This is a genomic window from Nitrospirota bacterium, from assembly GCA_016235245.1.
GTDB lineage: Bacteria > Nitrospirota > Thermodesulfovibrionia > Thermodesulfovibrionales > UBA6898 > UBA6898.
Map to the genome: position 1 here is coordinate 12,841 of JACRLO010000025.1, position 23,681 is coordinate 36,521.

28 protein-coding genes are annotated in these 23,681 nt (G+C 48.6%); 2 read left to right on the plus strand and 26 right to left on the minus strand.

Going from position 1 to position 23,681, the window contains the following annotated elements:
• Positions 1–31: 31 nt before the first annotated feature.
• The gene (locus HZB31_11700) at positions 32–1,438 is read left to right on the plus strand and encodes an L-seryl-tRNA(Sec) selenium transferase (protein MBI5848585.1); all 1,407 of its coding nucleotides are present in this window, start codon (positions 32–34) and stop codon (positions 1,436–1,438) included.
• A 20-nt stretch (positions 1,439–1,458) separates the two neighbouring features.
• On the opposite strand, the gene HZB31_11705 is transcribed toward HZB31_11700, so the two are convergent.
• Positions 1,459–1,764 carry a hypothetical protein gene (locus HZB31_11705; protein MBI5848586.1) on the minus strand — a complete coding sequence of 102 codons (306 nt, stop codon included), beginning with the start codon at positions 1,762–1,764 and terminating at the stop codon, positions 1,459–1,461.
• A 126-nt stretch (positions 1,765–1,890) separates the two neighbouring features.
• Here HZB31_11705 and selB point away from each other — a divergent pair, with 126 nt between their 5' ends.
• The gene (gene selB, locus HZB31_11710) at positions 1,891–3,774 is read left to right on the plus strand and encodes a selenocysteine-specific translation elongation factor (protein ID MBI5848587.1); all 1,884 of its coding nucleotides are present in this window, start codon (positions 1,891–1,893) and stop codon (positions 3,772–3,774) included.
• A 163-nt stretch (positions 3,775–3,937) separates the two neighbouring features.
• On the opposite strand, the gene HZB31_11715 is transcribed toward selB, so the two are convergent.
• The 25 genes from HZB31_11715 to rplO all read right to left on the minus strand — a co-directional run bounded on the left by HZB31_11715 (position 3,938) and on the right by rplO (position 23,679).
• Positions 3,938–4,195, minus strand: coding sequence for a carboxymuconolactone decarboxylase family protein (locus tag HZB31_11715; protein ID MBI5848588.1), 258 nt, complete (start codon positions 4,193–4,195; stop codon positions 3,938–3,940).
• 56 nt (positions 4,196–4,251) lie between these two features.
• Positions 4,252–4,845, minus strand: coding sequence for a sigma-70 family RNA polymerase sigma factor (locus HZB31_11720; GenBank protein MBI5848589.1), 594 nt, complete (start codon positions 4,843–4,845; stop codon positions 4,252–4,254).
• 41 nt (positions 4,846–4,886) lie between these two features.
• The gene (locus tag HZB31_11725) at positions 4,887–5,792 is read right to left on the minus strand and encodes a cation transporter (GenBank protein ID MBI5848590.1); all 906 of its coding nucleotides are present in this window, start codon (positions 5,790–5,792) and stop codon (positions 4,887–4,889) included.
• A gap of 96 nt (positions 5,793–5,888) precedes the next feature.
• Positions 5,889–6,185: a 4Fe-4S binding protein gene (locus tag HZB31_11730; protein ID MBI5848591.1), complete on the minus strand. Its 297-nt coding sequence runs from the start codon at positions 6,183–6,185 to the stop codon at positions 5,889–5,891.
• Positions 6,182–7,276: an acetyl-CoA synthase subunit gamma gene (locus HZB31_11735; GenBank protein ID MBI5848592.1), complete on the minus strand. Its 1,095-nt coding sequence runs from the start codon at positions 7,274–7,276 to the stop codon at positions 6,182–6,184. Before HZB31_11735 ends, HZB31_11730 begins: the two co-directional genes overlap by 4 nt.
• Positions 7,276–8,358, minus strand: a complete 1,083-nt coding sequence (gene arsB, locus HZB31_11740; GenBank protein MBI5848593.1) for an ACR3 family arsenite efflux transporter — start codon at positions 8,356–8,358, stop codon at positions 7,276–7,278. Before arsB ends, HZB31_11735 begins: the two co-directional genes overlap by 1 nt.
• Positions 8,355–8,732, minus strand: coding sequence for a metalloregulator ArsR/SmtB family transcription factor (locus HZB31_11745; GenBank protein MBI5848594.1), 378 nt, complete (start codon positions 8,730–8,732; stop codon positions 8,355–8,357). Before HZB31_11745 ends, arsB begins: the two co-directional genes overlap by 4 nt.
• Before the next feature lie 6 nt (positions 8,733–8,738).
• Complete coding sequence (locus HZB31_11750; protein ID MBI5848595.1) at positions 8,739–8,978, minus strand: thioredoxin family protein; 240 nt, start codon at positions 8,976–8,978, stop codon at positions 8,739–8,741.
• Positions 8,979–8,990: 12 nt separating this feature from the next.
• Positions 8,991–9,941, minus strand: a complete 951-nt coding sequence (locus HZB31_11755; GenBank protein ID MBI5848596.1) for a permease — start codon at positions 9,939–9,941, stop codon at positions 8,991–8,993.
• A gap of 67 nt (positions 9,942–10,008) precedes the next feature.
• Complete coding sequence (locus HZB31_11760) at positions 10,009–10,302, minus strand: chaperone NapD (protein MBI5848597.1); 294 nt, start codon at positions 10,300–10,302, stop codon at positions 10,009–10,011.
• A 20-nt stretch (positions 10,303–10,322) separates the two neighbouring features.
• Positions 10,323–10,868, minus strand: coding sequence for a nitrate reductase cytochrome c-type subunit (locus tag HZB31_11765; protein MBI5848598.1), 546 nt, complete (start codon positions 10,866–10,868; stop codon positions 10,323–10,325).
• A gap of 31 nt (positions 10,869–10,899) precedes the next feature.
• Complete coding sequence (napH, locus tag HZB31_11770; protein ID MBI5848599.1) at positions 10,900–11,706, minus strand: quinol dehydrogenase ferredoxin subunit NapH; 807 nt, start codon at positions 11,704–11,706, stop codon at positions 10,900–10,902.
• A 1-nt stretch (position 11,707) separates the two neighbouring features.
• Positions 11,708–12,520, minus strand: coding sequence for a ferredoxin-type protein NapG (napG, locus tag HZB31_11775; GenBank protein MBI5848600.1), 813 nt, complete (start codon positions 12,518–12,520; stop codon positions 11,708–11,710).
• 11 nt (positions 12,521–12,531) lie between these two features.
• A complete protein-coding gene (napA, locus tag HZB31_11780) occupies positions 12,532–15,303 on the minus strand; it encodes a nitrate reductase catalytic subunit NapA (protein ID MBI5848601.1) in 2,772 nt (923 codons plus the stop codon).
• A 173-nt stretch (positions 15,304–15,476) separates the two neighbouring features.
• Positions 15,477–17,180, minus strand: coding sequence for an ammonia-forming cytochrome c nitrite reductase subunit c552 (locus tag HZB31_11785; protein MBI5848602.1), 1,704 nt, complete (start codon positions 17,178–17,180; stop codon positions 15,477–15,479).
• A 615-nt stretch (positions 17,181–17,795) separates the two neighbouring features.
• Complete coding sequence (rplQ, locus tag HZB31_11790; protein MBI5848603.1) at positions 17,796–18,221, minus strand: 50S ribosomal protein L17; 426 nt, start codon at positions 18,219–18,221, stop codon at positions 17,796–17,798.
• Between the two features lie 30 nt (positions 18,222–18,251).
• Complete coding sequence (locus HZB31_11795) at positions 18,252–19,244, minus strand: DNA-directed RNA polymerase subunit alpha (protein MBI5848604.1); 993 nt, start codon at positions 19,242–19,244, stop codon at positions 18,252–18,254.
• A 76-nt stretch (positions 19,245–19,320) separates the two neighbouring features.
• Positions 19,321–19,947: a 30S ribosomal protein S4 gene (gene rpsD / locus HZB31_11800; protein MBI5848605.1), complete on the minus strand. Its 627-nt coding sequence runs from the start codon at positions 19,945–19,947 to the stop codon at positions 19,321–19,323.
• A gap of 1 nt (position 19,948) precedes the next feature.
• Complete coding sequence (gene rpsK, locus HZB31_11805) at positions 19,949–20,335, minus strand: 30S ribosomal protein S11 (GenBank protein MBI5848606.1); 387 nt, start codon at positions 20,333–20,335, stop codon at positions 19,949–19,951.
• Positions 20,336–20,338: 3 nt separating this feature from the next.
• A complete protein-coding gene (gene rpsM, locus HZB31_11810; protein ID MBI5848607.1) occupies positions 20,339–20,713 on the minus strand; it encodes a 30S ribosomal protein S13 in 375 nt (124 codons plus the stop codon).
• Between the two features lie 16 nt (positions 20,714–20,729).
• Entirely contained in the window at positions 20,730–20,843 is a 114-nt protein-coding gene (gene rpmJ / locus HZB31_11815) for a 50S ribosomal protein L36 (GenBank protein ID MBI5848608.1), read from the minus strand.
• 19 nt (positions 20,844–20,862) lie between these two features.
• On the minus strand, positions 20,863–21,081 hold the full coding sequence (infA, locus tag HZB31_11820) for a translation initiation factor IF-1 (protein ID MBI5848609.1): 219 nt from the start codon (positions 21,079–21,081) through the stop codon (positions 20,863–20,865).
• A 21-nt stretch (positions 21,082–21,102) separates the two neighbouring features.
• A complete protein-coding gene (map, locus tag HZB31_11825; GenBank protein MBI5848610.1) occupies positions 21,103–21,852 on the minus strand; it encodes a type I methionyl aminopeptidase in 750 nt (249 codons plus the stop codon).
• Between the two features lie 77 nt (positions 21,853–21,929).
• Positions 21,930–23,237 carry a preprotein translocase subunit SecY gene (gene secY, locus HZB31_11830; GenBank protein ID MBI5848611.1) on the minus strand — a complete coding sequence of 436 codons (1,308 nt, stop codon included), beginning with the start codon at positions 23,235–23,237 and terminating at the stop codon, positions 21,930–21,932.
• A 1-nt stretch (position 23,238) separates the two neighbouring features.
• On the minus strand, positions 23,239–23,679 hold the full coding sequence (rplO, locus tag HZB31_11835; protein ID MBI5848612.1) for a 50S ribosomal protein L15: 441 nt from the start codon (positions 23,677–23,679) through the stop codon (positions 23,239–23,241).
• Positions 23,680–23,681 lie beyond the last annotated feature (2 nt).

A 23,681-nucleotide genomic window follows, 5' to 3' on the forward strand; every position in this document is an offset into this window, starting at 1 on the left:
TCACGATGCAAATTGCAATTATGGAGCCTATGTGAAAAATAATAAGGGTGAAACTGCTGCACTCCTTTCAGCGCTTCCGTCTGTTGATGAACTCCTGAAAAGTCCTGAGGGCAGTCGATGGCTTGAATCATTCCCCCGAACCATTGTAGTTCAGGCGATCAGAGATATCGTTGCGGAGAAAAGAACCAGGATGCTTCATGGAGAGCATCCCGATATCTCCTCGCCAGCCCTCGCATCCCAGATCAGCTTAAGAATCAGGGCATGTTCTTCTTTCAGCCTGCTGCCTGTAATAAATGCAACCGGCATTGTGCTGCATACGAATCTTGGGAGGGCCGTGCTTTCCGAGGAAGCAGTGGAAAATGTCATCGCCGTAAGCAGGGGATATTCCAACCTCGAATATGACCTTGCTGCAGGCAAGAGAGGGAAGCGCCATTCCCATACTACGAACATTCTCAGGCAGCTTACCGGGGCGGAAGATGCCCTGATCGTAAACAACAACGCTGCAGCAGTATTTCTCTCCCTCGCCACGATTGCAAAAGACAGGGAAGTGATCGTATCAAGAGGAGAACTTGTCGAAATCGGCGGCTCTTTCAGAATACCGGATGTAATGTCTGCAAGCGGTGCATCCCTTCGTGAGATCGGGACAACAAACAAGACACATCTCCATGATTACCGTAAGGCGATCAATGATAAGACCGGCCTTATCCTCAAGGTCCATCAGTCAAACTACAAAATCACGGGCTTTACCGAAGATGTATCCATAGAACAACTGGCAGCATTAGGTAAAGAGCGCGGCATCCCCGTCATGTATGATCTCGGCAGCGGCTGCCTGATCGATCTGAAACCCTATGGCATTCACGGAGAGCCTTCTGTGCAGGAGATTATGAGGTCAGGCGCCGACCTCGTAACCTTTAGTGGTGACAAACTTCTCGGAGGCCCGCAGGGCGGCATTATTGTCGGCAGTCAGGATCTTCTTGAAAAGATCAGGAAAAATCCGCTTGCCCGCGCTGTGAGGGTTGATAAGATGACGATTGCTGCCTTTGAGGCAACACTCAAGGACTATCTTGACCCTGAGAAAGCGTTGCAGCACATACCAGTCATCCGGATGCTCTTCCAGCCACAAAAAACGATCAAGACACGGGCAAGGAAAATCGTCACAGAACTCCGCAGACAGATTGCGGAGGCGGACATAGCCATCGTCAAAGGATCTTCAAAGGCCGGAGGCGGTTCGCTGCCAGAGGCTGAATTTGAGACCTATGCAGTTTCATTAGCTCCGCGGCAAATTGCCGTCAATGAGCTGGAAGCACGCCTGAGAACAGGTTCAAGGCCAATCATCGCTCGAATAAAAGACAACCTTCTTCTGCTCGATGCAAGGACAATACAGGATCAGGATATCAGGGAACTCACCCGGCTCGTATCTTCTGCGCTAATACCGTAAGATGACAGCGCAGATAGAGATTACTTGCCCCTTATCCTGCTGAGGAGTACTGCAGACAACACAAATTGATGGCCCTCTTCCCGTTTTACCTGTTTGTAGAAATCACAAGTTTCGCAGTTTTTATATTTCTGGGCAAAAGTCCCCTGCAGTTCGCCTTTGCAGAGCGTTCCCGCCACAACCCAGCAGCTTCGTCCGGCATTCTTGCCGCCGTGCGCTTCGTCGAGCCTGACTTCCACGGTGACAGGACAGACTCCCAAGTCCTTTTCATGCTTGCCGCCCGCTTCACGACCGCACTGTTTGATCTCCCAGCAGTTAAGCTTCTTCATCAATACCTCCGTGATTCGTTTTTATATTTTTTAAGCGCCTTTTTCTTTTCTATTAGATACTATAACAAATTACAGAACCGTCTGAAAAATATTATAATGGACGGTATGCGTAGAAAGGTATAACAGATGCGCCATATCATCCTTGGCACTGCCGGACATATAGACCACGGAAAGAGCTCGCTCGTAAAGGCCCTCACAGGCATCGACCCTGACAGGCTGAAAGAGGAAAAAGACCGTGGGATCACTATTGATATCGGGTTTGCTGATCTGGCCTATCCTGAGGAGGGGCTGACGGTCGGAATCGTCGACGTGCCCGGTCATGAGAAATTGATCAGCAACATGCTTGCAGGCGCAGGCGGTATAGACCTTGTTCTTATGGTCATTGCCGCAGACGAAGGCATCATGCCTCAGAGCCGCGAGCACCTTGCCATATGCGATCTTCTGAAGATCAAGGCAGGCCTGATCGTAATTACCAAGGCAGACCTTGTCGAGAAAGAATGGCTTGGCCTCGTTGCAGACGATATAAAGGATTTTGTAAAAGGCACCTTCCTTGAACAGGCCGCCATTATTGCTGTTTCTTCAAAAACAGGCGAAAATCTTGATGCCCTCAAGAAATCTATAAGGGACCTTGCGCTCACCATCCATCCAAAAACGTCAGACGGGATATTCAGGCTGCCGATAGACAGAGTCTTCACGCTAAAGGGGTTTGGCACTGTTATCACAGGTACCGCGGTATCCGGCATGATAGCTGTTGATACGCCTGTCGAGATCCTTCCGATAGGAATAACGACCAAAGTAAGAGGTCTGCACAGTCATGGCAAGGCAATTCAGAAGGCATATGCCGGCCAGAGAGTTGCGATCAATCTCCAGGGGGTGGAAAAAGATGACCTGAAGCGGGGAGATGTTGCGGTTGCTCCGTCGAGTTTTGTCCCGACAAGGACACTGGACCTTTTCCTTGAACTACTCAGAAATGTTCCGGCACTCAAAAACAGAAGCCTTGTGCATTTCTATGCCGGGACCTCCGAGTCTGTTGCACGCGTCATCCTCTATGAGAAAGAGGAGCTTAAGGCAGGCGAAAGCTGTTTCTGTCAGTTCAGGCTGCAGGAGTCTGTTATTGCCATGTCTGGCGACCGGTATATCATCAGAAGATTCTCGCCCCTTGAGACGATCGGCGGCGGAGAAGTGCTTGATCCCTCACCGGTAAGAAGAAAAAGAAAAGACGGCGTTCAGGATCTTTCCCTATTGCATGCAGGCAAGCTCGATGAGAAACTTGCGCTGAAGATCGAAAAAGCCGGCCCGTCAGGGATCTCTGCTCATGCCATTCATGGCTGGATCAATGCCGATCTTTCGGCAATACAGAACGCACTCAATGGACTCACGCGGGCAGGCCTGATCATTAAACACGAGGAGATACTTATTCACAAGCATGCCTTTGACCTGCTGAACACCAGAGTGCTTAATCTGCTCAAAGTATTTCACAAAGAACATCCACTAAAGCCTGGTATGCCAAAGGAAGAGATAAGAACACTGCTCAATAGCGACCCGCGGCTTTTCAATTTTCTTCTGACGTCTCTCAGAGACGTGATCGTTGACAAAGATCTGCTCAGACTAAAAAATTTCACGGTAGCACTGTCAGGCGCAGCTGAAGCACATAAGGCAAAGATCATCGACCTTCTCACGAAGGGAGAATTTCAGCCTCCCACAAAAACAGAAATGTCAGAAGCTCTGAAGATGGACCAAAAACAGATAACCGACATTCTGAATATCCTGGCAAAAGAGCGTTCCGTAGTCAGAGTCAACGAATCAATCTATCTTTCAACCATTGCATATGACAAGATGATAAACACCCTGAAGGCATTCTTTGCTAAAAAGCCTGAACTCACGGTTGCAGAATTCCGCGATCTGCTCAATACCTCTCGCAAATTCGCCCTTCCCTTTCTCGAGCACCTTGACGCTGCACGGGTAACCCTCAGACTGGGAGATGCGAGAAAATTACTACTGAAAAACTAAGTCCCCGTGCAGAGTATCTCCGGGCGGTATGCATTAGCTGCCGTAAATAGTACAAATTCATCGGATAGGCTGTTGCACAGGCACAATTCTGAAAGTGCCTTGCAGCACGTACATCTGTTGCACCGGCTGCAAGGCACTTCCCATTTAACCTTATTGCTGTTTCTTAGCTACATCCGCACCCCGCCGTCGGCGTCCCTGCATTTGATGGCACCGTTTTACTGATGGTTGAGGCAAACGCATCCATCTTCGCTGCGGCACCTTTTCTGACCGTCTTTGCGACTTCAATTGCCTGTGCAATTTCAGCGTCACTGGCACCATTTTCCAGGGCTTTATCAACGTGATACTGCAGGCACGGCTGACAGTTTGCCGTTACCGATGCGCCGATCGCAATCAGTTCTGCAATGCGATTATCGAGCTTCATGACATATCACCTCCTTTCCGTCTCTATAGACGAAAAAGGGGCAGAAAAAGATACACCTATTTTTTAAAGGGAAGCAGAAAAGTGGAAGCCCGCTCACAGGCCAGTTCATTGCGCTCATCACGATAAAAATTGCATTTGGCCTTCAGCTGTTCTCTGAGCCTCATCCTGGCCCTGTGCAGCCTGATTTTTACTGTTTCCTGAGATATGCCGAGGATATCGGCAATTTCAACATTACTCAACTCCTCAAAATCGCTCAGAACCAGCACAGGCCGATAATTTTCTGGCAACCCCTCCGCAATACCCCGGATACAGTCATTCATCTCCTTTTTAATCAGTGAAGCCTCAAGCGAAGGTTTTCGGTCTTCCGTCTCCAGATACACAGCCTCGACGTCTCCTCCATTGTTTTCCCGTTTAAGATGAGAAGTCTCTTTTTGCAAAGAAAGTTCACGCAGCCTGTCCAGTGCAGTGTTCGTTGCAATTTTGTAGATCCATGTTGAGAAACTGGATCTGCCGCTGAAATTCTTCAGCCCACGGCTGACCTTTACGAATACTTCCTGTGCAAGGTCTTCGGCTTCAGTTTCGTTCACCATGCGGGCAAGATAGCGCTCTATTTTCTCCTTAAATTGCGCATAGATAGTCTGGAATTCCAGGTCTACTTCAGGATTCATACTACTCCTTTCAGCATCTTTTCTTAATGGTGATGGCCAAGATGGCTGCTATCGGTATTCAGACTGCAGTAAATCTCATTGCTGCAGCAGTCTGCGCACTCTATCTGTATCACGGCATGTTTTATTCCCCGCTGTTCGAGCATATGCTCGATTTCTATTCTGATGGCATCAGCCTCGCTGATCTTCTGATCATGGACCTGGACATGCGCTGAAAAGGCCGGTATGCCGTGGCCAATGGACCATATATGAACGTCATGAACATTGCGTACCCCCGGCATTTCGGCTATCACCTTTGCCAGATCCTCTGCATGAAAGCCCATAGGGCTGAGGTCCAGGAGTATCCAGAGAGCTTCTTTTATGACACGGGTTCCGCCGACAATGATAAGGCAACCGACAATGGCACTCGCTATGGTATCGGCAAGCACCCAGCCGGTAAAGGTAATTATCAGTCCGGCTATAATTACGCCGGCTGAAGCTATGGTATCGCCGAGTACATGAAGCCAGGCGCTTTTCATGTTCAGGTCATGATGCTTATGTCCCAATATCCACGCCATGATGAGATTGCCCAGAAGCCCGGCAGCAGCTATGGAGAGCATGACCGATGCATTGATCTCGGGCGGAGCATGGAACCTCTTGTACGCCTCGATAAAAATGAAGACGGCGATGGCTACGAGACTGATTCCGTTAATAAGTGCTGCAAGCAGGCCGATGCGCTGGTACCCATAGGTTGCCTTATAGTCTGAGGGCCTCTTCATGACAAGAAGCGCAATGAGGCTCAGGCCGAGCGCAAATGCATCGATCAGGACATGGCCGGCATCGCTCAGAAGCGCAAGGCTGTGGCTCATCAATCCGCCTATCACTTCGGCGATGAAAATAATCAGGGTAACGACCAGGCTCCAGCCGAGCCGTTTTATTGAAGAATTATCCATTCGTGTCATCTGAAAGGTTTGTCATATCAAAATATATACACAATTAAGAGTATGGCACTGCTTGGCCTTTTTGCAACGGGAGAACTTCTTGCCTGTTCAGCAGCAATTGCCTGTTTTGTTCTCGCCGCTGCAGTCACATGAAGGCTCTCCTCCGCTTATTATGCTGTTGATGACAGCAGCAGCGCAGCCAACGCCCTTGTTAACGGTCAGCGCACCGAAGGCACAATTGCCAACGCAGGCCCCGCATTCCATACACCGGTCCTTGTCCAGGATAACAGCCTTTTTGTTTTCGATGGCAAAGACTCCATGCGGGCATACCTCGACGCAACTGCCGCAGCCAATACAGTGTTCCGGGAAAATTTCGAGGCTCACAGTATTTGAGAGATATTTCATAAGACCCTCCATTCTCCAAGCTTATAGATAAGCAGGAGAATTAGTGAGACCGCCACACCCGAAATATACAGGGGAATGCCGATCTTCAATTCCTTTTTAACGCCTGACATTCCGGTAAACGTACTTGCTCCGGTAAACTGAAGAGCGATATAGGAACTCGCCAAAGGGAAAAACAGATACGCAGCAATGAGGAGGACCTTACTTAAATGTCCGAGCATTGAAATATACGTTGTGGACAAAAAGACTGCGAGTATTCCTGTTATCCAGCCCTTTACCGCAAATGATCTGAAAGGAATAAACGGAAGAAGAACAGGAGTTACCAGCGCACCGGCAATTACGGATATGAGGCCAAGCAGGAGAAATGGCAAACCAGCAGAAATGGCATCCATGAAAAGAATGCCTCCTGGCTGAAGACCGAATATCGTGAGTATTATCAGGGCATACCATGGATAGTATTTTTTCATGGCAGGATTGATTTCCATTGGTGTAAGGATCAGTCTGTCGACGAGCGGGAACTTCACAGTCCTCATGTCCCTTGTCGCCTGATATCCCGCGGCGATATAAGCGCCGATATCTTCAGCACGCACTGGTCCGTAGCAGACCTTGAACCCTGTGGCTTTTGTTGTCTTGTGGGCGCTGATCCCCGGAGCCCCGAGTTGGGGGACGATTATCCTCCTGTGATCGACCACCCTGTCCAGTCTTGTAACGGAGATTATTCTCACCAATTCATCAGTTCCAAACGTCCCTTTGCCGGCTGCGCACCATACATTTATGCCTTTTGTGTCCAGGACCAGGATCCAGACATTCAGCCCTTTCAATGCCTTCCTGAAGGCATCAAAGCTGAGTTTATAATTGGCGCTTACCAGAACGTCCGAGTTCTTATCCGGCACGCCGACAGCGTACAGTCCGGGATTAACGATATAGTTATTCCTGAATGCGCTGATCCTGCACTTCAGATGTTCCCAATAATCAACCCTGGTAAGGTCAGGCGATACGCTGTAAATAGCACCTATTTCAGTCGTGATGGTCCCGGTTACCCATGCAGGGCGGTTCTTTTCGATATTCATCTTTATAAACTTCAGATCTGCCATTACAGGTCAAGACCTTTTACACTGCAATATCCAATGGTGAAATATTTCTTTTGAAAATAGATCGCGACATTCACCAGCCCGATCAGAACCGGCACTTCGACCAGAGGACCAATTACCGCTGCAAATGCCGCACCAGAGTTAATTCCGAAGACGGCAACAGCAACCGCTATTGCAAGTTCAAAGTTATTACTCGCTGCAGTAAACGAGAGTGTAGCGGTCTTTGGGTAATCTGCCCCGATCTTTTTCCCAAGATAGAAAGAGACTAGGAACATCACCACAAAATAGATAAGGAGGGGAATTGCAATGCGTACGACATCCAGCGGCAGTCTGACAATATAGTTACCCTTGAGAGAGAACATCACGAGAATGGTGAAAAGCAGAAAGATGAGCGTAATAGGGCTTATTCTGGGTATAAAGACCTTTTCATACCACTGCCGGCTCTTTACGTTAAGCAGAACGAAACGGGTAAGCATACCTGCCAGAAAGGGGATGCCAAGATAAATAAATACGCTCTCTGCAATCTGGACCATGGTTATATTTACGATCACGCCCTTCAGCCCAAGCCACGACGGCAGCACAGTGATGAAGATGTAGGCATAAACCGAGAAAAAGAGCACCTGGAAGATTGAGTTAAAGGCAACGAGTCCTGCTGCATACTCGGTATCCCCGCAGGCAAGGTCGTTCCATACGATAACCATCGCAATGCACCGGGCAAGGCCTATCATGATCAGGCCGACCATATATTCCGGGTACCCGGAGAGAAAAGCGATCGCCAGCAGAAACATCAGAACCGGACCTATAACCCAATTTTGGATCAGCGACAGCAGAAGGATCTTCTTATTTCTGAAGACTTCCCCCAGCTCCTCGTATTTAACTTTTGCCAATGGCGGATACATCATGAGAATGAGACCTATGGCAATCGGTATATTCGTGGTGCCGACCTGAAACTGGTTGATGAACCCCTCAGTCCCTGGAATGAAATATCCAAGGCCGACACCAAGGGCCATTGCGCTAAATATCCATAACGTAAGAAAGCGGTCAAGGAAAGAAAGTCTTTTGCCTGTTTTTTCCGTCATCGTCATTCCCCACAGCATCTTTTTTTGTTTTGCATAGGAGCAATGCACCCTTTCCCCGGCTTGCCGTCAATAAAATCATTAAGCCTGGCTTTGTCTCCGGACAACATCTCCTTTTCGATCTTCTCGGTGACCGAGAGTATGAGCATCCTCCTGAACATATCTTCCGGTTCGATTCTGTAATGGGTCCATTTCCCCTGTTTCCTGTCCTTTATCAGGCCTGCCTCTTTCATTACGTTCAGATGAAAGGAGACCTTCGGCTGGCTCATATCCAGGGCAGCGACAAGATCGCAGACGCAGAGTTCACCGGCTTCCAGAAGCTTGATGATCCTGAGCCTTGTCCCCTCGGAGAGGGCCTTGAATACCATGAGCAGATCTTCCATGGATTTCTAAGCCTCAGCCTTTATGAGGTCTTTCACTTTTTCAAGGCTCGGCAGCGGCTTACCTGAATGTTTGAGTTTGCCGTTTATCACAAGCCCTGGAGTAGACATCGTATATTTCATGATCTCCTGAATATCGGAAATCTTTTCAATTCTTGCCTCAATACCGAGTTCTTTCACGGCTGCTAGTGTAAGCTGTTCCATTGTGTGGCAGTTTGCACATCCCGGACCTAATACCTTGATTTCCATATGTTCAACCTCCTATAAAATCGCATTAAACAAATAGCCGACTGCAATAATAGTAACAGTCATAATTCCGACAAATACTGCAAGCAGCGGGACTTTTAATACTTTTTTCAAAATGATCACCTCCGGCAGCGAAAGTGCAGTCACTGCCATCATGAACGCCAGGACCGTTCCCGTACTCAGTCCCTTCTCCATAAGGGCATAAACTATCGGTATCACACCGGCAGCATTCGAATAGAGAGGGACCCCAAGCGCTACCGCAATCGGCACAGCAAAGGGGTTTTGCGGCCCTGCGTACTTCAGCAGAAAGTCTTGGGGAACATACCCATGAATAACCCCGCCGATTCCAATAGCCACGAAAATATAGAGCCAGACCCTTTTCAGGATATCGACTGTGTTTTCTTTTGCATACTGCAGACGATCCCTGAAGACCTGTTTTGCAATCTCCTGCCCCTCCCCGAGCCTGATCTTATAAACATATTCCTCGACCCACTTCTCGAGCTTTAATCTACCGATAATAAAACCGGCTATGACGGCAACCAACAGGCCGGTACCCAGATATATCGCAGCTATCTTCCATCCGAAGAGTCCCCAAAGGAGGACGACAGCCACTTCGTTTATCATGGGGGAGGATATGAGAAAGGAAAAGGTTACGCCAAGGGGCACACCGGCCTCCACAAAGCCGATAAAGAGAGGAACAGCAGAACAGGAGCAAAAAGGAGTAACAATGCCCAGCAGTGCGGCAAGTATGTTTCCTATAAACTCTCTTTTATGGGAGAGTATTTTCTTTGTCCGCTCAGGGGGGAAATATGAGCGGATGACCGACACCGCAAAAATAATGACCGAAAGCAGCAGAAATATCTTTATCGTGTCGTAAACAAAGAATTCTACTGCAGCGGCCAGCCTTGAACCTGAAGCAAGGGCAAACCACTGATATGTGACAAGAGAAGCGAATTCATGAAGCATGCATCATATAAACATAAGTTGATATGTTATGTCAATGATGAACCGTTTCTCTCTGCCTCCATACGGCTCAGGAACTCCTCAGCGCCTCAGGCACAGGGTCGGTATCGATCTTTCCGAGATCCTCCATTACCTCATGTTCGCTGTATGAGTACACAAGATCCGCAGCAGCTACATGGGCGATAGCCTGTATATCCTTCAGTTTTCGCATCTCTTCGCTCACATTCTTGCCCTCGATCGTCACGACGATCCGGCCGGAGGCATCATAAAAAAAGACCTCACAGAGCCCTGAAGTTTTCAGCAGCCCAATGACCTTTTCAATATGCTCAGGTGCAGTATTGATCACAAGGCTCGAAACATTCATCGGAAGATCCTGCCCGCTGTTCATTCTACTCCCTCGTTTAATGTATCGAGGAGACCGGAACTGGTCTTTGACTTCTTGCTTCGGAAGTCAGCCTTGAAGGTGTTCTTGATCGGCTCAGGAATATTCACCTGGGGCACATGGCACTGCATGCAGGGATATCTCTTGCCATCCAGTTGCCCCTTAAGGTCTTTGCCTGTATCCATATCAACAAAATGGGATTTGGGAAGCGGCGTGGCACCCAGGCCCTTTGCATGTTCAGGCAGGTGACAGTTCAGGCATGCATTGTTCGTCTCTGAAACCGGTAGCATCCCCGTCAGGTCATGGGGTATAAGCGGCGGGCTATTTTCAAAAGCCCGCCCTATCCGCTTGCTCTTGCCCGGCTCTGTCTTTGAATATTCGCCATGATCGGGTTTTTCCTTCTCTTCACTGTAAAGCGACTGCTTTCTAAAGCCCATATCCTCTTCGCTCTGCTCCTTCTTCTTGGAATCAGCCAGGACAAGCCCGCTTCCAAGACAGAATACCACAGCGATTCCTGATGCAAAAAATCTTCTGGTAATGGATTTCATACTCCCTCCTTTATGCCTTGATTAACCGTTACTACAGTTTACCTGTTCGAAATCCCAATTTCATTGCATGGTCCCTGCATACATCTATGCATTTTGCGCAATTCGTGCATTCACCTGAAGTGACAAAACTGCTTGCTATCCCCACCATCGGAAGCACCTGCTGCTCAGGGCAGTGTTCGATACACTGCATGCACTGCGTACAGTTATCCTTCAGGTGCCGCACCCGGATGAAACTGAACTTTCCTGCGAGCGAATAGAAGGCCCCCAACGGACAGACATGGCCGCAGAATCCATGCGGCACCAGCAGCAGATCAAAAAGAAATACCGCGACGATGGCAGTCCACCCGGCTCCCATACCGAATATGAGCCCGCGATGAAGGATCGAGATCGGGCTGATCCACTCAAAGGCTGCTATGCCGAGCACGGCTGAAAGCACGAATGCAAGTCCGGCCGCCCAGTACCTGACATTCCGGTCCATGCGCAAAGATATGCCTGCCTTTGCCGGCAGAACTCTTCTCAGCCTGTTGGCAAGGTCGGTGATCATATTCAGGGGGCAGACCCAGCTGCAGAATGCCCGGCCGCCGACAACGGCAAAAAATACAAATATGAGAGCGCCTCCGATAAGGGCTTCGCGCGACGCAATATTGCCGGTTGCAGTCAGCTGAAGCAGGGCAAACGGATCTGTTAGCGGAACCGTGTCAAAAAGTCTTGAATTGCTGAGATTGCCTTTCAAAACCTTCCATCCATACCTATTGGCTCCGATGAAAAAGGCAAGGATCGAGATCTGGGAGAATCTCCGCAATATCAGATACCGGTTCCTCACAACAAGATCCTTCATCTCAAAATCCATCCTTATTCAGATATTCGAGGGCAGACTTCTCACTTCTCGGCGTCACGGTCTTGGTCTCCTCTGAAACATCCTCGATCCTCTGCTCGTCCTTCTCATCCCAGCCGCGCACGTACCGGTCGCTGGACTCTCCCATGGCAATATGAACAGGTAGAACGAAGATGGACGCCTTCTTCGTAACACATGCCCTCTCGCATACACCGCAGCCGGTACAGTGCTCACTATGGACGACAGGAGCAAGTATTGCATGCTTGCCGGTACGGTCGTTAACGGTTTTTTCAACAGTCAGGGCCTTGTCGATCACCGGGCAGACCCGGTAACAGGCATCACACTGGATACCCCAGTATGCAATGCAGGTCTCCCGGTCTATGACCGCCAATCCTACCTTTGCAAGATTGATATTAAGCTTGTCCCTGCCCTGCTCATCCTTATCTCTCATCAGTGAACTGTCAAGAGCCCCGGTGGGACAGGCAACTGCGCAGGGAATGTCGCGGCACATTCTGCACGGATTTTCCCGCATGGTGAAATAGGGTGTACCGACAGGCCGTTCGTCGCCCGGTTTGGCAATGACAAGTGCCTTATATGGGCAGGCCTCGGCACAGAGGCCGCACTTGGTGCACAGAGCGAGAAACTTCTCCTCCTTCACAGCGCCTGGCGGCCTCAGTACCGTAGGATATGCCTTCTTGCCGTCTAGAAATCCGGCCCAGGCCAAACCGCCCACAGCGGCTGCACCTGCGCCTCTTAACAGGTCTGCGAGAAACTGTCTTCTCTCAGGCATCTTCTCTGATCCCTCCGGTGCAGTCATCTGCGTTGCTATCAGGCCTTATACACTTTCACAGCACACTTCTTGTAGTCAGGTTCCTTCGATATTGGGCATGTCGCATCAAGTGTCACCTTGTTGATAAATACATGCTCATCAAAGAACGGAACAAAGATAAGGCCTTTAGGAGGCAGATTTCTGCCTCTGGTCTCGACCCTGGCCTTTACCTTGCCTCTTCTGGACTCAATCCATATAAGTTCTCCGTCCTTCACGCCGCCCTTCTGCGCATCCTGGGGATGCATGAAACAGAGCGCCTCAGGAACAGCCCGATACAGCTCGGGCACACGCATGGTCATGGTGCCGGTATGCCAATGCTCAAGCACCCTGCCGGTGCAGAGCCAGAAGGGATATTCACTGCTCGGATTTTCCGGCGGCTCGATGTAATGGCGCAGAAATATCTTCGCCTTATTCGGGAGCTTCACCTTCTCATCGCCCTTGGGGCCGGACAGATCTCCCTTCGGTATCTCCTTTCCTGCATCACCGTAAAAGGCGAATTTGCCCCTATTCTCTTTCTTTGCATAGGGATCGTATTCTGCGTTGAATCTCCAGAGGGTCTCTTTACCATCAACAACCGGCCACCTGAGTCCCCTCACCTTATGATAGGTATCAAAATCAGCCAGATCATGACCGTGCCCGACGCCGAATATACGGTATTCTTCCCATAGGTATTTCTGAAGAAAGAAGCCATATCCCTTAAAGCCCTCAACATTCCTTTTGTCTCCGGCAGCCTCGCTGTTCAGAAAGCCCGTGCCTATCGCATCAGGCCATTTAAAGGTCCTCGCTTCCTTATTTGCAAAGAGAACGTCAAAGAGCGTATCCGTCTCCTTATATCCCATTGCCTTGGCCTTTTCGATTACACTCGGAAGCGTGTTCTTGTCATCGATCTTCCATTCCTTCCAGACCTCGGCAAGAGTGAAGCGTTTAGCAAACTCCACCGTCTGCCACGTGTCTGACATGGAGTTCCCGATAGGAGTGACCTGCTGCCGCCAGTGCTGGGTCCTGCGCTCCGCGTTTCCATACGCGCCCCATTTTTCGAAGATCATGGCAGCGGGAAGAATAAGGTCAGCAACCTTTGCAGAGATGCTCGGATACGCATCTGACACAACAATGAAATTATCCATATCGCGTGCAGCCGATACCCAGTGATTCGCGTTGGTAGCATTCTGCCATGGATTGTTTACCTGTACCCAGGCCCACTTGACCAGACCGTCTTCAAGGTCGCGCATGATCTTGATAAAATGGGAACCCATGACCGGATTGATAGTGCCTTCAGGGACCTTCCAGATCTTTTCTGACATTGCCCTATGCTTGGGATTCATCACCACCATATCTGCAGGCAGACGATGGGCAAAGGTTCCGACCTCACGGGCGGTCCCGCAGGCGCTCGGCTGTCCGGTGAGACTGAACGCCCCGTTGCCCGGCATGGACTGTTTGCCCAGGAGCAGATGAATGGCATAGATCTGCTCATTGACCCAGGTGCCGCGCACATGCTGATTGAACCCCATGGTCCAGAAGCTCACGACCTTTCTGTCCTTCTCTGCATAGAGGTCTGCAAGCTTCATCAGCTTTTCTTTGAACTTGTCCAGGGGCTCGTCTGTGTCGCCTTTAGCAAGGGCCGCAACAAAATCAAGCGTGTAGGGATCAAGACCCTTTTTGAAATCCTCAAAACTGATCGCCCAGTGTGCGCCGGCCGTATTGGTATTTTTCATATCCATTCTGCTGCCTTCCTTGATCCCCAGCGCACCCATGGCAATTGCTTCCTCTTTCGTAATAATCTTGAAGGATTCCTTGCTTGCGGTATCGAGCTCTTCTTTCCGATACTTGGGATGGTCGATCTTCGGTCTGAGGCCATAACCGATGTCCACGTGCCCGGTCGCAAAGACACAGTTTTGGTTCACAAAATCCCAGTCAATGGCCTGCGGCCGGTTGTACACGATCTCGCGCAGGATGAAATTCTGGATGGCCAGGTCAGTGTTCGGCTTTATGATGATCTCTGTATCAGAGAGGCTGGAGCAGCGGTTCGTAAATGTGGTGAGATTGACTACCTTCACCCGTTTGGTGTCCGCAAGCTTCCGATTTGTGATTTTGGACCAGAGTACCGGATGCATCTCTGCCATATTTGCTCCCCAGAGAACAATCGTGTCGGAGTGGTGCATGTCATCATAGTTTCCCGCAGGCTCGTCAATGCCAAAGGTTTCCATAAATGCAGCAACCGCACTTGCCATGCAGAGGCGAGCATTGGGATCCAGGTTATTGGATCTGAAGCCGGCTTTCATCAGCTTGGCAGCTGCATATCCTTCCATAATGGTGTACTGACCAGATCCGAATATTGCCACGCCCTTTGGGCCCAACGTGCTGTAGTGTTTCTTGAACTGTTTTGCCATCTCATCAAAGGCCTTCTTCCAGGTGATCGGTTTGAACTTGCCCTTCTTGTCAAACTCACCCTTATCATTCACCCGCATGAGCGGCTCGGTCAGCCGGTCGGCGCCATAGATGATCTTGGCGTTAAAGTAACCCTTAATACAGTTAAGCCCCATATTCACGGGTGCAGCGGGATCACCCTTGACTGCAACAATGCGATCATTCTTTGTCGCAACCATAATGCCGCAGCCGGTGCCGCAAAACCTGCAGACCGATTTGTCCCATCTCCAGCCGGCCTCGGCTTTTTTTACTGCAGCCTGCATTTCCTTCGGCACGCTCATGCCAACAGCAGTCGCAGCTGCAACCGCTGCGGTCGTTTTCAACAGTTCTCTCCGCGTGAGCTTCATATGAACCCTCCTTTTGCTTTATACACTCATACGAACACTTGCTTGCAGTCTTTCAATTCAATGTGGCGTCCCTGGTACTTTCCATAATTACATTGGCACGCATTATTGAAAGCAGTCCTTGCTTTTTGTCAAAAAAGAGGCGAGGGATCACCCCGCCTCTCTTGATCCTTGCGTTACTTGCTTGTGGTCGGAGAAACGCCTGCAGTTTTGGCTGCAATTGCATCATTGACGATCTTAATGCCCTTTATTGAATCATCAACTGATTTGGTGAGTGATTCACGAGCCATCTCGGGATTATGGAAGCCGTCAGAATTTTCAGCAGTCCAGTATTCCCAGAGTATATGTGCTCTTAGATGCTGATCCTGAGCCTGCTTGATCACTTCATCACTAAGTCCGATCCTCTTACCCTCTACGATCTTATCGATAAGAGCCGACAAATGGAACTCGGCCTTTCTCATCTTTCCTCTTATATGTGCCTTGACTGAATCAATGGAATAGCGGGCCATTTCTTCTGTCCATTTAGGATGGCATTTCAAGCATGTCTCCTTGAGCTGGACCTTGGGAGTGACCGCAAAGTGTGATGTGTACACTTTGCCGGCCTTGTTTTTCAACTTCGGTGTATGGCAACCATCGCAGCCTACCCCTGCCTTTGAATGCTTTGAATTGTAATAAGTTTCTGACTCGGGGTGCTGGGCCTTCCAGAGCAGTCCGCCAGTCAATCCGTGCTTGAAATCAAGAAAACTGACCTGATTCATATAGTGGTCATAGAGGCCAAATACATCTTTGTAAGGGAAATGGTTTGTCCTCTGATCAGCCATTGTCACTGAATACTTCGAGGTATCCGTATTTTTTGGATCATACCCTGGATTACAATTGTACTCAACATGGCACTGACCGCACTGCAGCTTTGTGTCGTATTTATCCAGAAGTGCGATTTTTCTGGTGAAGCCCCTGACTCCCATATCAATGACCTTGATGTTGGTATGCTTCGGGTCTTTGTGCCAGAGCGTATCAGCCTCTTTTCTGGTAAGGGCCTGGATAAGGCCGTCCCGCACGATCCTCGGCTTTGCGGCATGCGGGTCATGGCAGGTGATGCAGTTAAGTCCGTGCTGCAGATCTTTTACGAACTCTACGACATTGGATGTCCGGTCCCAGGTTGTCTTGCCTTCTACCTTGTCCCCCATATAGGACCACTTAAGTATCTGGTCCTGGGTCTTGCACTGCATGCAGACCGGGTTTGCTGCAGCAGCGGTCTGTGGAATAAACGTCTTCTGCTCCTTGTTATCTGGATATTTGTCCACGAGCACATCCCATACCTTGCCTTTGTCAAAGATATAGTTCCATCCGTTTTTACCTTGAAACCTTCCACCGAAGGCACGATCAACTACGAACTGATCGACAAGCATATTAATGTGACTCCTTGTAGTGTTATGTTCTTTTGTAAATCCGTGACCTGCCATGAGTTTGTCCCAGTAAGGGTTCGGGGACCTGCTGGTTAACTGCGATTTTTCATCTCGGGCTGGGCGATGATATGCCTCTTGCATGAAACTTTCGAGCTGATCCTTATGGCATTGCCCGCAGGCCTCCCACGAAAGATTGGTGCCTGGTCTCGTGTCAGCACTAGGCGATTTCAAGTGTTTTTCGAGTCCACTGTGGCACTTGATACAGTTTAGCTTGGCATGCTTCCCCATCTTGTGCAGATCCTTGACCGGCGCGTGGCAGCCATAACAGACGTCAACCTTTACATCCTTCTCTCCGGACTTCGCCTCAGCTGACTTCGCTGGTTTGTACTTCTCTGCGTCGGCGATTGTGTAATACATTCCTGCCATCATTACGGCTACGACCAATACTAATACTGCATAAATCTTCCTTTTCATTGCACCCTCCTTAGTGTGGTTATTAATACGAGAATTTGTGCTGCAATTTTTTTGCTTTATCGTCTCATTTCAGCTCAGTATTGAGGCCCTTGACTCAGACTCTTCCAACATACTGTATGTACACACAGTACAAGTCTATCAAGCTATAATTTATAGTCAATTTAATAATATTTATATAAATGAAACTTTATAAATAATTATCGTAGTTGCTTGATACTATGCTCTTTGTACGTGACTTTCTATGATATGCGTCATATTCTGCCACTGTTTTGTTGTATAAAATTGGCTTTTGTCTGAAGCGGAAACGATTTATGACTGGAGATACTCTACAGGTCACGCTAAAGGGAAATTAGGGCGAGTTTACTACAGAGGAGGAAAGACATTATCTGAATTACTTTATTAAATACTTTGCGGTGTCAGCGCACCTGTTATTGTGGCGAAGTAAAAACAGCTAAGGGCTCTTGCGAGCCCTTATTTATTTACAGTTTTTTCTCTCTTTGCCCGATACCTTCGGGGTTGGTACAGCTCAGGTCGGAACCCCAAGTCTAGGGAAGACATAAACCTGCAGTATAATCCAGGCTGCGATAATGCCGATTCCTACAAGCAGGTCGTGCACTAATCTTTCTTCTCGGCCTTGCTGGCCTTGTCTGCTTTTGCAGCCTTACCCTTTGGCTTCTTGACAGCCTCATAATCAATGAACTCGAGAATTGCCATCGGTGCAGAGTCCTTGAGCCTCTGTCTGGTCTGGACAAGCCTGAGATAACCACCCGGCCTTCCGGCAAAGCGGGGAGCTATCTCATTGAAGAGCTTGGATGCAACATCCCTCGCGGTTACATACGAGAGAACCTGCCTCTTTGAGTGAAGATCTCCCTTGATTCCGAATGTGATCATTTTCTCCGCGATTCTTTTTGCTTCTTTTGCCTTAGCAACGGTTGTTTCAATCCTTTGGTTCTCAAAAAGTGCTGTTACAATACATCGCAACAATGCCTTCCTCTGGTTCGAAGGCCGTCCGAATAGTCTTCCATCTACCTTGTGACGCATGATATCTATTTCCTCCGGTCTTTGTGACGCTTATTTGCCATTTGTATCGGCATCTATCTTCATGCCGAGGTGGAGTCCCATTCTGCTCAGGATCTCCTTGATCTCATTAAGAGACTTTCTTCCGAAATTCTTTGTCTTGAGCATCTCAGGTTCACTCTTCTGTACAAGCTCCGAAATAGTCTTAATATCGGCATTCTTCAGGCAGTTATAGGAACGGACTGAAAGCTCAAGCTCATCAACAGTCTTATTAAGATTCGGATTAGAACCGGAAATACTTGGCCCCTCTCCGGTTTCCGAGGCTTCTAATTGAACAGTCTCATACTCTTCATCAGCCACAAAAATATCCATATGATCGATCAAAATCGAAGCTGCATCGGAAAGAGCCCGTTGCGGGATCACACTTCCGTCTGTCCAGATCTCAAGGATAAGCCTGTCATAGTCAGTCGCCTCTTTAACTCTTGTCTTCTCTACATCAAACTTCACTTTTCTGATCGGAGAAAAAGCTGCATCCACAGCAATCATGCCGACAGGGAGGTCTTCCTTCTTGCCATATTCAGACGAGAGATAGCCCTTGCCTTTTTTTATGTACACTTCGGCATTGAAATTCGCATTTTTATCAAGCGTCGCAATCGCCTGCTCCGGATTCAGGACTTCAATGGAGGAATCACTCTGCAGATCTGCACCGGTCACGAGCGCAGGCCCTTTGACATTAAACTGGGCTATTTTACTGGTATCGCCATGAGATTTGAACCTCAACTTCTTCAGATTGAGGATAATATCGATCGTATCTTCCTTGATGCCGTTTATGGATGAGAATTCATGAAGCGCGCCAGAGACCTTCACTGACGTTATGGCTGCGCCTTCAAGAGAAGAAAGGAGCACCCTCCTTAAGGCGTTACCTAACGTAACTCCGAAACCGCGTTCAAGGGGCTCAACGACAATCTTGCCGTAGGTGTCTGTTAATGTCTCTTCATCAAACCTGATCTTCTCAGGTAGCTGAAAGCCTTTTTTCTTCAGGTTCATCAGGCCTCCCGTATCTTAAATTTATATTTCAATGTATGGTTGATATTCGTTATCAATGATAAACCCGTCGCCGGCATTACTTTGAGTAGAGCTCAACGATAAGCTGTTCATTCGCCGTTAACTGAATATCTTCCCTTGTAGGCACCTGCGTGACCTTCCCCTTAAAGCTCTGGAAATCCATCTCGAGCCACACGGGAACGCCGCGGTGCTCCATCTTGGAGATATTGTCATTTATGATTACGATATTCCTGCTAGCTTCCTTGAGTTCCACAACATCCCCTACACGGACAGCAAATGAGGCGATATCAACCTTTTTGCCGTTGACAAGAAAATGGCCATGGGTAACGAGTTGCCGGGCGCTGTTTCTGTTGGGCGCAAATCCCATTCTGTAAACCACATTGTCCAGCCGCGACTCAAGAAGCTGCAACAACACTTCTCCGGTAACCCCTTTCTTGCGCTCTGCCCTGCCAAAGGCAGTTCTGAACTGCTTTTCAAGAAGACCATAAATTTTTCTTACTTTCTGTTTTTCCCTGAGCTGAACTCCATAGTCAGAAAGCTTGCTCCTGCGCTGTCCATGTTGTCCCGGAGGATACTGCCTCCTCTCAATAGCGCACTTTTCTGTATAGCATCTATCCCCTTTAAGGAAAAGCTTTTCAGCTTCCCTGCGGCAGATCCTGCATAATGCTCCTGAATATCTAGCCAATTTACACTCTCCTCCTCTTCGGCGGCCTGCATCCATTGTGAGGCACGGGGGTAACATCCTTGATGAGATTGATATCGAGACCGGCAGCCTGAAGTGCCCTAATGGCTGACTCTCTGCCCGATCCAGGGCCTTTCACATATACGTCAACCTGCTTCATGCCGGCATCGACAGCCTTCTTTGCCGCTGCTTCAGCAGCCATTTGCGCCGCATAAGGCGTGCCCTTCCTTGATCCTTTGAACCCCATATGGCCGGCGCTTGCCCATGTTATAACACCACCAATCTGATCCGTTATGGTCACGATAGTATTATTAAACGTCGCCTGTATGTAAGCAGCACCAGAGCTGATGCTTTTTCTATCTCTCTTGATGCCTTTCTTCTTCTGTGTCATCCTCTATGCCTCCTTCTTCTTGCCGACTACCGCTTTTCTCGGACCTTTTCTCGTGCGAGCGTTCGTCTTGGTCCGTTGCCCTCTGCACGGCAAACCGGCTCTGTGCCTTGTCCCCCGGTAACAGCCGATATCCGTGAGTCGCTTAACACTCAGAGAAATGTCGCGGCGCAGGTCGCCCTCGACCCTGTAGTCCCTCTCAAGCACGGCCCTTATCTTGACCGTATCCTCATCAGTAAGATTCTTTACTCTGGTGTCGGGGTTCACACCTGCTTCATTAAGTATCTTTTTCGAGTGCGGACGGCCGATACCGAAAATCCTTGTGAGACCTATCTCGATTCGCTCGTTCTTGGGCAAATCAACTCCGGCGATTCTTGCCAATTGAAACCTCCTTAACTTAACCCTGGCGCTGTTTGTGCTTCGGGTTGTCGCAAATAATTCTGATTACACCTTTTCTCTTTATTACCGAACACTTAGAACAGATTGGTTTTACTGATGATCTGACCTTCATACGCTATCTCCTTCAGTTCCTATTTAAACCTGTAAGTAATTCTCCCCCTGGTTAAATCGTAGGGGGAAAGCTCAAGCGTAACCTTGTCGCCCGGAAGTATCTTTATGAAATTCATCCTCATCTTGCCTGATACATAGGACAGTATGACCTGGCCATTTTCCAGCTCCACCCTGAACATTGCATTTGGCAGAGTTTCCACTATTGTTCCCTGAACTTCAATATTATCTTCTTTCGCCATAGAACGACAATTATACCCACTTTAATGAAATTTAGTCAATATTCTTGCCCTGTCGGGCATAACCACAATCGTATGCTCATAATGCGCTGACCGCCTGCCGTCCACAGTAACTGCGGTCCAGCCATCCTCCAAAACTCTTACCTCAAAGGTCCCGGCATTTATCATAGGCTCGATAGCAAGTGTCATCCCCTCTCTCAATCGGGGACCATGCCCGGGAGCCCCAAAATTTGGCACCTGCGGTTCCTCATGCAGTTGACGACCAATGCCATGCCCCACAAAGGTCCTAACAACGGAAAATCCATACTGTTCAGCATGGTTCTGTATGGCATGCGAAATATCACTTACCCGGTTTCCAACAACAGCCTTATCTATGCCGCAGTATAAAGCTTCTTCCGTCACTTTCATAAGCAAGGCAGCTTCCTCGTCGATTTTACCGACAGGGAACGTATAGGCAGCATCGCCAAAAAAACCTTTATACAAGACGCCTAAGTCTACACTGATTATGTCCCCCTCTTTCAGCTTTCTGGAAGACGGGATACCATGCACAACTTCTTCGTTGAGCGAAGCGCAGATGCTCGATGGGTAGCCCCTGTATCCCCTGAAAGCGGATTTTCCACCGAGAGACTTGATTCGGTCGTCAGCAAATTGCTCTATATCTCTTGTCGTTGCACCGACCGCAATGACCTTTTTCAGTGATCCCATCACTTCAGCTACGATCTGGCCGGCCAGCGCCATAATCTCTACCTCTTGAGGAGACTTAAGATAAATCACCTAATCCCTCAAGCAAGGCAATGCTTTTTCTATCCTCATACTCAGTATTATCTCTAATCAGCCTAATATACTCAGGCCTAATTTTTTCTTCCCCTGATCCTGCCTTTTTTCAAAAAACCTTCGTATGAGCGGGTAACGAGATGTGACTCAATCTGAGATACCGTATCAAGCGCTACGCCAACTGCAATAAGGAGTGATGTCCCCCCAAAGTAAAACGGGACGTTAAATCTCCGTATCAGCACTTCCGGTATGACGCACACGACAGCCAAATAAATAGCGCCAACAAATGTTAATCTCGAAAGAACTTTGTAGAGATATTCCGATGTTTTTTGACCTGGTCTGATACCCGGGACAAAGCCGCCATATTTTTTGAGATTATCGGCAATGTCAACAGGATTAAATACAATTGCGGTATAGAAGTATGCGAAAAAGAATATCATGCTTACATAGAGCATCGTATATATAACAGTTCCGGGTGAAAGCTGCTTTGCAAAAGCTTGTACCCAAGGAATCTCAATAAACCCGGCGACAGTCGCAGGAAACATAATAATCGATGAGGCAAATATCGGCGGAATTACGCCAGCCGTATTAACCTTCAGCGGCAGATGCGTAGACTGGCCTCCATAGACTTTTTTGCCCACAACGCGTTTAGCATATTGCACGGGTATTTTTCTCTGCCCTCGTTCGAGCATAATAATAGCAGCAACAACACCCACCATCATTACAACAAGAAATATCACAAAAAAGAGATTCAGCTCACCGGCCTGTATGAGACGGATAGTACTGATGATTGCATTAGGAAACCTGGCAACAATACCTGCGAAGATAATAAGTGAAATTCCGTTTCCAATACCGCGCTCCGTAATCTGCTCGCCAAGCCACATGATGAAAGCAGTGCCAGACGTAAGCGTAATCATGGTAATCAGCTTAAAGGCAATGCCTGGATTTTGTACAAATAAGCCACCCTGCATCTTCTCAAGTCCTGCTGCGATGCCAAATGATTGTATCGCAGCGATGAGCACTGTGCCATATCGCGTATATTTCACGATCTTTTTCCTGCCAGCCTCGCCTTCCTTCGCGAGTTTGCCGATGGACGGGATAACCACAGTCAGAAGTTGCATAATAATCGATGCACTAATGTAGGGCATGATACCAAGCGCGAATATGGTGACCCTTGAGAGTGCGCCTCCCGAGAACATATCGAAAAATCCCATAAATGCCCCGGCGTTCTGGGTGAGAAACTTGCTCAGCTCTTCACCATTAATTCCAGGAGTGGGGATGTGGCAGCCTATTCTGTATACCGTAAGGAGCGCAAGGGTAAAGAATATGCGGTTCTTAAGCTCCTCGACCTTAAATATGTTCTGAATTCTTGAAAGAAAAGTCAAGCTATAACACCTCTGCCTTTCCGCCGGCTGCCTCAATTTTCGCGGCAGCAGATGCGCTAAATATCATAGCTTTGACCGTCACAGGTCCCTGAACGGAGCCGTTACCGAGAACTTTAAGCCCACTCTTCATGTTCTTAATGACCCCCTTACTATAAAGCAGTTCAGGAGTGATTGTGCCTTCTGATCTCAGTTTTTCAATGGCATCAAGATTCACAATAGCGTACTCGACGCCGAAGTTGTTCGTAAAACCCCTTTTCGGCACTCTTCTCTGGAGCGGCATCTGACCGCCCTCAAAGCCGGCACCCTTAGGTCCCCCAGAGCGGGCTTTTTGGCCCTTGTGCCCCTTACAGGAAGTTTTACCATGGCCCGAGCCAACTCCTCGTCCAACCCTCTTTCTTCTTTTCCTGCTTCCCTCAGCAGGCTGTATATCTTCTATTCTCATAG